This is a genomic window from Teichococcus aerofrigidensis (assembly GCF_054073225.1).
Window position 1 is genome coordinate 23,630 of the sequence record NZ_JBSXMU010000042.1, and the last position, 6,000, is coordinate 29,629.

Here is a 6,000-nt window from a genome sequence, read left to right on the forward strand (position 1 = left end):
GCCAGGCCGGGGCGAACCGGTCGCCGCCGCGACAAGAGGACGAATGAGGCCATGCGCGACAAGGGCGAATATCTGTTCACCTCGGAATCCGTCTCCGAGGGCCATCCCGACAAGGTGGCCGACCGCATCAGCGACACCGTGCTGGACGCCTTCCTGGAGGCCGATCCCTATGCCCGCGTCGCCTGCGAGACGCTGGTCACCACCAACCGCATCATCCTGGCCGGCGAGACCCGCGGCCCGGCGAGCGTGACGCCCGAGCTGCTGATGCATCTGGCGCGCATGGCGGTGCACGACATCGGCTACGACCAGGAAGGCTTCTCCTGGAAGAACGCCGAGATCGCCTGCCATCTGCATGCCCAGTCGGCGCATATCGCCCAGGGCGTGGACGCCGCCGGCAACAAGGACGAGGGCGCCGGCGACCAGGGCATCATGTTCGGCTATGCCTGCACCGAGACGCCCGACCTCATGCCGGCGCCGCTCTACTACGCCCATCTGGTCCTGCGCCGCATCAGCGAGCTGCGCCGCAACAAGGACAAGCTGGTGGCCGGCCTGCTGCCCGACGCCAAGTCCCAGGTGACGCTGCGCTACGTGGACGGCAAGCCGGTCGGCGTCTCCTCCGTCGTCGTCTCCACCCAGCACGAGGAGGGGATGACGCAGGAGCAGGTGCGCGAGCTGGTGCGCCCGATCGTGGTCAGCAGCCTGCCCGACGGCTGGAGCGTGCCCGAGGACGAGTTCTACGTGAACCCGACCGGCACCTTCGTCATCGGCGGCCCGGACGGCGACTGCGGCCTGACCGGGCGCAAGATCATCGTCGACACCTACGGCGGCGCGGCGCCGCATGGCGGCGGCGCCTTCTCGGGCAAGGACCCGACCAAGGTGGACCGCTCGGCGGCCTATGCCTGCCGCTACCTGGCCAAGAACGTGGTCGCCGCCGGCCTGGCCGAGAAGTGCACCATCCAGGTCTCCTACGCCATCGGCGTCTCGAAGCCGCTCTCGGTCTATTTCGACCTGCACGGCACCGGCCGCGACGTGGATGAGACCAAGCTGGCCCGCGTGGTGAACGAGATGGTCAACCTCTCGCCCCGCGGCATCCGCGAGCATCTCCACCTGAACCGTCCGATCTACGCGCCGACCAGCGCCTACGGCCATTTCGGCCGCGCGCCGGATGCCGAGAAGGGCACCTTCACCTGGGAGAAGACCGACCTCGCCGCCGAGCTGAAGCGCGCCTTCGGCCGGTGACGCGGCGGCCCCGGCGCGCTTCGGCGCCGCCGGGGCCGGCCTTCCCGCGACGACGGGAGGGGCCAGGGGGAATTTCCAGGGGGGGGGGTTTCCTCTCCCCTGCCCCTCCTTTTCATTTGGTTTGACCGATGACCGAGACCCCCGCCGTCCCCGATCGCCTCTACGGCCGCCGCCGGGGCCATCCGCTGCGCGCCCGGCAGCAGGCCCTGCTGGAGACGACCCTGCCGCGCCTCGCCCTCGACCCGCTGGACCCGCTGGGCAGCTTTCCCAGGCGGCCGGAGGAGCTCTGGCTGGAGGTGGGCTTCGGCGGCGGCGAGCACGCCCTGGCGCAGATCGCGGCGCATCCGCGCGCCGGGCTGATCGCCGCCGAGGTCTTCGAGAACGGCATCTGTTCGCTGCTCGGCCGGCTGGTGCCCGAGGGTGGCGAGGCGACGGCCCCGCTGCCGCCCAACCTGCGCCTCTGGACCGAGGATGCGCGCCGCCTCCTGCGCGCCCTGCCCGAGGGCAGCCTCTCGCGCCTGTTCCTGATGTTCCCCGACCCCTGGCCCAAGGCGCGCCACGCCAAGCGGCGCTTCGTGCATCCGGCCATTCTGCCGGTGCTCGGCCGCGCCATCCGGCCCGGCGGCGAATGGCGCATCGCCACCGACGACCCGACCTACCAGGACTGGGTGCGCGAGGTGATGGGCGCGCAGGACGTCTTCGAGCCGGTCTCGCTGGCCGAGTCGCGCCCCGAGGGCTGGCCCGGCACGCGTTACGAGGCCAAGGCGCTGCGCGAGGGGCGCCGGCCGCTGTACTGGATCTGGCGCCGCCGCGGCTGAGCCGATTCGTGGCCGGCGGGCAACACTGCGGTTTCTTTGCATCGGGTGCGATGCAAATCCATTGACCCCCTTCGCCCCGCCCCACACCGTGCGCCGCATGGACAGGCGCTTCTTCAATCCTCTGGATCGCGACGAGGCCGGGCGGCGCGGCGCGGAGGCCCTGGCGGCGGAGCGGGGCGGCTATGCCGCCTGGTGCGGGCCGGCGGCGGTGGCGCTGGCGGCGGACTGCTCCTACCACGCCGCCTGCGGCCTGCTGCGCCAGGCGGCTCCGGAGCGCTATGCCCATGGCGAGATCGACATCGCCTACTGGCGCGACGTGGTGGCGGCGCTCGACCTGGGGGGCGTGACCGTCGAGTCCCTGGAGGTCGCGGGCCGGCCCACGCTGCTCGGGCTGGCGCGGCGCGGCGGACTCGCCCCCGGGCTGCATCTGGTCCGCGTGACCGGCCACTTCCTGCTGCTGCGGCTGCACGGCTTCGGCCTCGCCCAGGTCTATGACAACCGTCTCTCGGGGGAGGTGCTGTCCCGCCGCAGCCACGGCCTCTGCCGGGTGACGCATCTGGCGCGGCTCTCCCTGGTCCGATAGGCCAGGGCGCGACAGGCCGGGGCACGACAGGCCGGGGCACGACAGGCCGGCGCGCCGGGCAGTCCCCTCCCCGCCCTAATCCGTGGTTTTCCTTGTGCCGCCTCCGGCCTGGGACTATATGGCTGGCAGAACATCTTCGCTGCACAGTCAGGGGGGTGGCCTTCGCGGGCCGCCTTTTTTGTTTTTTGGAAGACGATCTGCCTCTCAACGAGGGCCTCGAGGCCCGCATCACCGCCGCCATCGCGCCGACCCTGGCGTCGATGGGCTACGAGATCGTGCGCGTGCAGATCCAGGGCAAGCAGACGCCCACCGTCCAGATCATGGCCGACCGCGCCGATGGCCGGCTGATCGGCGTCGAGGATTGCGAGGCGATCAGCCACGCCGTCGGCGCCGTGCTGGACGTGGACGATCCCTTCACCGGCGAATGGAACCTCGAGGTCTCCTCCGCCGGCATCGACCGTCCGTTGACCCGTACCAAGGACTGGCAGCGCTTCGCCGGCCAGCTGGCGACGGTGGAGATGAGCATCCCCTTCGAGGGCCGGCGCCGCTTCCGCGGCATCGCTCTCGGCGCCGATGCCGAGATGGTGCGGCTGCGGCTGGAGGATGGCGGCGAGGTGGCCCTGCCACGGGCCGACATGCGCCGCGCCAAGCTGGTGCTGACCGACGAGCTGATCGCCGCCACGGCGGCCGAGGCCGCGCGCCTGAGGGCCGCGGCGGGTGAGGACGAGGACGAAGACGGGGCCGAGACGCCCCGCGACGAGAGGAACTGACCATGGCCGCCGATGTCGCCATTGCCCGCCCCGAGCTGCTGCAGGTCGCCGAGGCCGTCGCCCGCGAGAAGATGATCGAGCGCGACGAGGTCCTGGAGGCGATGGAGCAGGCCATCCAGAAGGCCGGCCGCGCCAAGTACGGGCACGAGAAGGATATCCGCGCCGTCATCGACCGCCGCTCGGGCGAGGTGAAGCTCTCGCGCTGGACCGAGGTGGTCGAGCAGGAGCCGGTGGAGAACGAGGCGACGCAGATCCCGCTGCGCATCGCGCAGAAGATCCAGCCGGGCATCGAGGTCGGCCAGTTCATCGTCGATCCGCTGCCGCCGATCGACTTCGGCCGCATCGCCGCGCAGACCGCCAAGCAGGTGATCGTGCAGCGGGTGCGCGAGGTGGAGCGCGGCAAGCAGTTCAACGAGTACAAGGACCGCGTCGGCGAGGTCGTCAACGGCGTCGTCAAGCGCACCGAGTACGGCAACCTGATGGTCGATCTCGGCCGCGCCGAGGCGCTGCTGCGCCGCGACGAGACCATCCCGCGTGAGGCCTTCCGGAACGGCGACCGCGTGCGCGCCTATATCTACGACGTGCGCGAGGAGCCGCGCGGGCCGCAGATCTTCCTCTCCCGCACGCATCCCGGCTTCCTGGCCAAGCTCTTCGCGCAGGAGGTGCCGGAGATCTACGACGGCATCATCGAAATCAAGGCGGTGGCGCGCGACCCCGGCAGCCGCGCCAAGATGGCGGTGATCAGCCGCGACAGCTCGATCGACCCGGTCGGCGCCTGCGTCGGCATGCGCGGCAGCCGCGTGCAGGCCGTCGTGGCCGAGCTGCAGGGCGAGAAGATCGACATCATCCCCTGGTCGGCCGACAATCCCACCTTCGTCGTGAACGCCCTGGCCCCGGCCGAGGTCTCCAAGGTGGTGATGGACGACGACAGCAAGCGGGTTGAAGTCGTCGTTCCGGATGACCAATTGTCGCTGGCAATCGGGCGGCGCGGCCAGAATGTGCGGCTCGCCTCGCAGCTGACGCGCTGGGACATCGACATCCTGACGGAGGCCGAGGCCAGCGAGCGCCGGCAGGAGGAGTTCCGCAAGCGGACCGGCCTCTTCGTCGAGGCGCTCGACGTGGACGACGTCATCGCCGGCCTGCTGGTCAGCGAGGACTTCTCCTCGATCGAGGAGCTGGTCGAGGTGCCCGAGGAGGATCTCGCCGAGATCGAGGGTTTCGACGAGAATGTCGCCGCCGAGCTGAAGCGGCGCGCCCAGGCCTTCCTGGACCGCCGCGATCAGGAACTCGACGAGAAGCGCCAGGCGCTCGGGGTCGAGGACGCGGTGGCCGAGGCCGGCGGCTTCAGCCCCGCCATGCTGGTGACGCTCGGCGAGAAGGGCGTGAAGACGCTGGACGATCTGGCCGATCTCGCCGCCGACGAGCTGATCGAGATCCTCGGCCCCGAGGCGGTGGACGAGGAAACCGCGAACGCCATCATCATGGCCGCCCGCGAGCACTGGTTCGCCCAGGAAGGCCAGCAGGACGGCGGGACGGGTGATGAGGGCCCCGTGGAGGATCCGGCGGCGGAGACGCCGCGGGCCGAGGCCGGGGAGACGGGCGACGAACGGTAAGGCGGAGTTCCCGCCGGGCCTGCCCCCCGAGGGGGAAGGCCCGGAGCCGGAGCCGAAGGGTCCGCTGCGCCGCTGCATCGTCACGCGGGAGAGCGGGCCGAAGGAAGCGATGATCCGCTTCGTCATCGGTCCCGGCGGGACGCATGCGCGGGAGATCGTGCCCGACCTCGGCGGGAAGCTGCCCGGACGGGGAATGTGGTTGAGCGCGAGGGCCGATGTGCTAGAACGCGCCGTGAGCCGGGGCGCCTTTCCGAGGGCGGCCCGCGGCCAGGTGCATGTGCCCCCCGATCTTCGCGCGCGGATTGAAAAAGGCCTGAGGGATCGCTTGCGCGATCAGGTGGGCCTGGCGCGCAGGGCCGGACAGGCGGTGTGCGGTTTCCAGCAGGTGCGCGAATGGCTTCAGGCCGGACGGGTCGGCGTGCTGGTCGAGGCGAGTGACGGAAGCCCCTCGGAGCGGGCAAGGCTGGCCGGCCGGCGCGATGTCGCGTTGGTGCTGGCCTTGACGGCGGAGGAGTTGGGCGCGGTGTTCGGAAGGGATCATGCAGTGCACGTGGCGATAGCACCCGGACGCATCGCGGACATTTTGGTGCAGGAGGCGGGCCGTCTGGCCGCTGTCTCCTCAAACGCGAGCGGAGCGGGGACGTGAGCCCGGCAACGGCTCGCGACAGGATTGATGGCACAAGACGGATCGGGTTCAGGCGAACGAATGAGCGACCAGAATGAACAGGATGCTGCGAAGAGCAGGCTGAGCCTCCGGCCCGGCGGACGACTCGAGCTGGGCAAGACGGAGGCCGCCGGTACGGTGCGGCAGTCGTTCAGCCACGGTCGCGGCAAGACCGTGCAGGTCGAGGTGGTGAAGAAGCGGGCCGGTGGCCCGGCGGGCCCTGGCGCCAAGCCGGCCGCGGGCCCGCAGGCGGGTGGCCCCCGCATGGCCGGTGGCCCGCAGCGCGGCGCCTCCGGTCCCGGCACGCGCGGCG

General features: G+C 71.1%; 7 protein-coding genes. All 7 read left to right on the forward strand.

Going from position 1 to position 6,000, the window contains the following annotated elements; translation table 11 throughout:
* The first annotated feature begins 51 nt into the window (after positions 1 to 51).
* Complete coding sequence (gene metK, locus ACVMLK_RS10985) at positions 52 to 1,239, forward strand: methionine adenosyltransferase (RefSeq protein WP_198366986.1); 1,188 nt, start codon at positions 52 to 54, stop codon at positions 1,237 to 1,239.
* A gap of 128 nt (positions 1,240 to 1,367) precedes the next feature.
* Complete coding sequence (gene trmB / locus ACVMLK_RS10990; RefSeq protein WP_457486421.1) at positions 1,368 to 2,057, forward strand: tRNA (guanine(46)-N(7))-methyltransferase TrmB; 690 nt, start codon at positions 1,368 to 1,370, stop codon at positions 2,055 to 2,057.
* A 97-nt stretch (positions 2,058 to 2,154) separates the two neighbouring features.
* A complete protein-coding gene (locus tag ACVMLK_RS10995) occupies positions 2,155 to 2,640 on the forward strand; it encodes a hypothetical protein (RefSeq protein WP_457486422.1) in 486 nt (161 codons plus the stop codon).
* Positions 2,641 to 2,825: 185 nt separating this feature from the next.
* Entirely contained in the window at positions 2,826 to 3,410 is a 585-nt protein-coding gene (rimP, locus tag ACVMLK_RS11000) for a ribosome maturation factor RimP (protein ID WP_457486423.1), read from the forward strand.
* Between the two features lie 2 nt (positions 3,411 to 3,412).
* On the forward strand, positions 3,413 to 5,023 hold the full coding sequence (gene nusA / locus ACVMLK_RS11005; protein WP_198366990.1) for a transcription termination factor NusA: 1,611 nt from the start codon (positions 3,413 to 3,415) through the stop codon (positions 5,021 to 5,023).
* A 19-nt stretch (positions 5,024 to 5,042) separates the two neighbouring features.
* On the forward strand, positions 5,043 to 5,669 hold the full coding sequence (locus ACVMLK_RS11010) for an RNA-binding protein (RefSeq protein ID WP_422924735.1): 627 nt from the start codon (positions 5,043 to 5,045) through the stop codon (positions 5,667 to 5,669).
* A gap of 60 nt (positions 5,670 to 5,729) precedes the next feature.
* Positions 5,730 to 6,000: translation initiation factor IF-2 associated domain-containing protein (locus ACVMLK_RS11015; protein ID WP_457486424.1), on the forward strand; the 271-nt coding region annotated here is incomplete at its 3' end.

Coding starts and splice junctions, on each gene's coding strand:
- metK (WP_198366986.1), top strand. CDS start 52: ATGCGCGACAAGGGCGAATATCTGTTCACCTCGGAATCCGTCTCCGAG.
- trmB (WP_457486421.1), top strand. CDS start 1,368: ATGACCGAGACCCCCGCCGTCCCCGATCGCCTCTACGGCCGCCGCCGG.
- ACVMLK_RS10995 (WP_457486422.1), top strand. CDS start 2,155: ATGGACAGGCGCTTCTTCAATCCTCTGGATCGCGACGAGGCCGGGCGG.
- nusA (WP_198366990.1), top strand. CDS start 3,413: ATGGCCGCCGATGTCGCCATTGCCCGCCCCGAGCTGCTGCAGGTCGCC.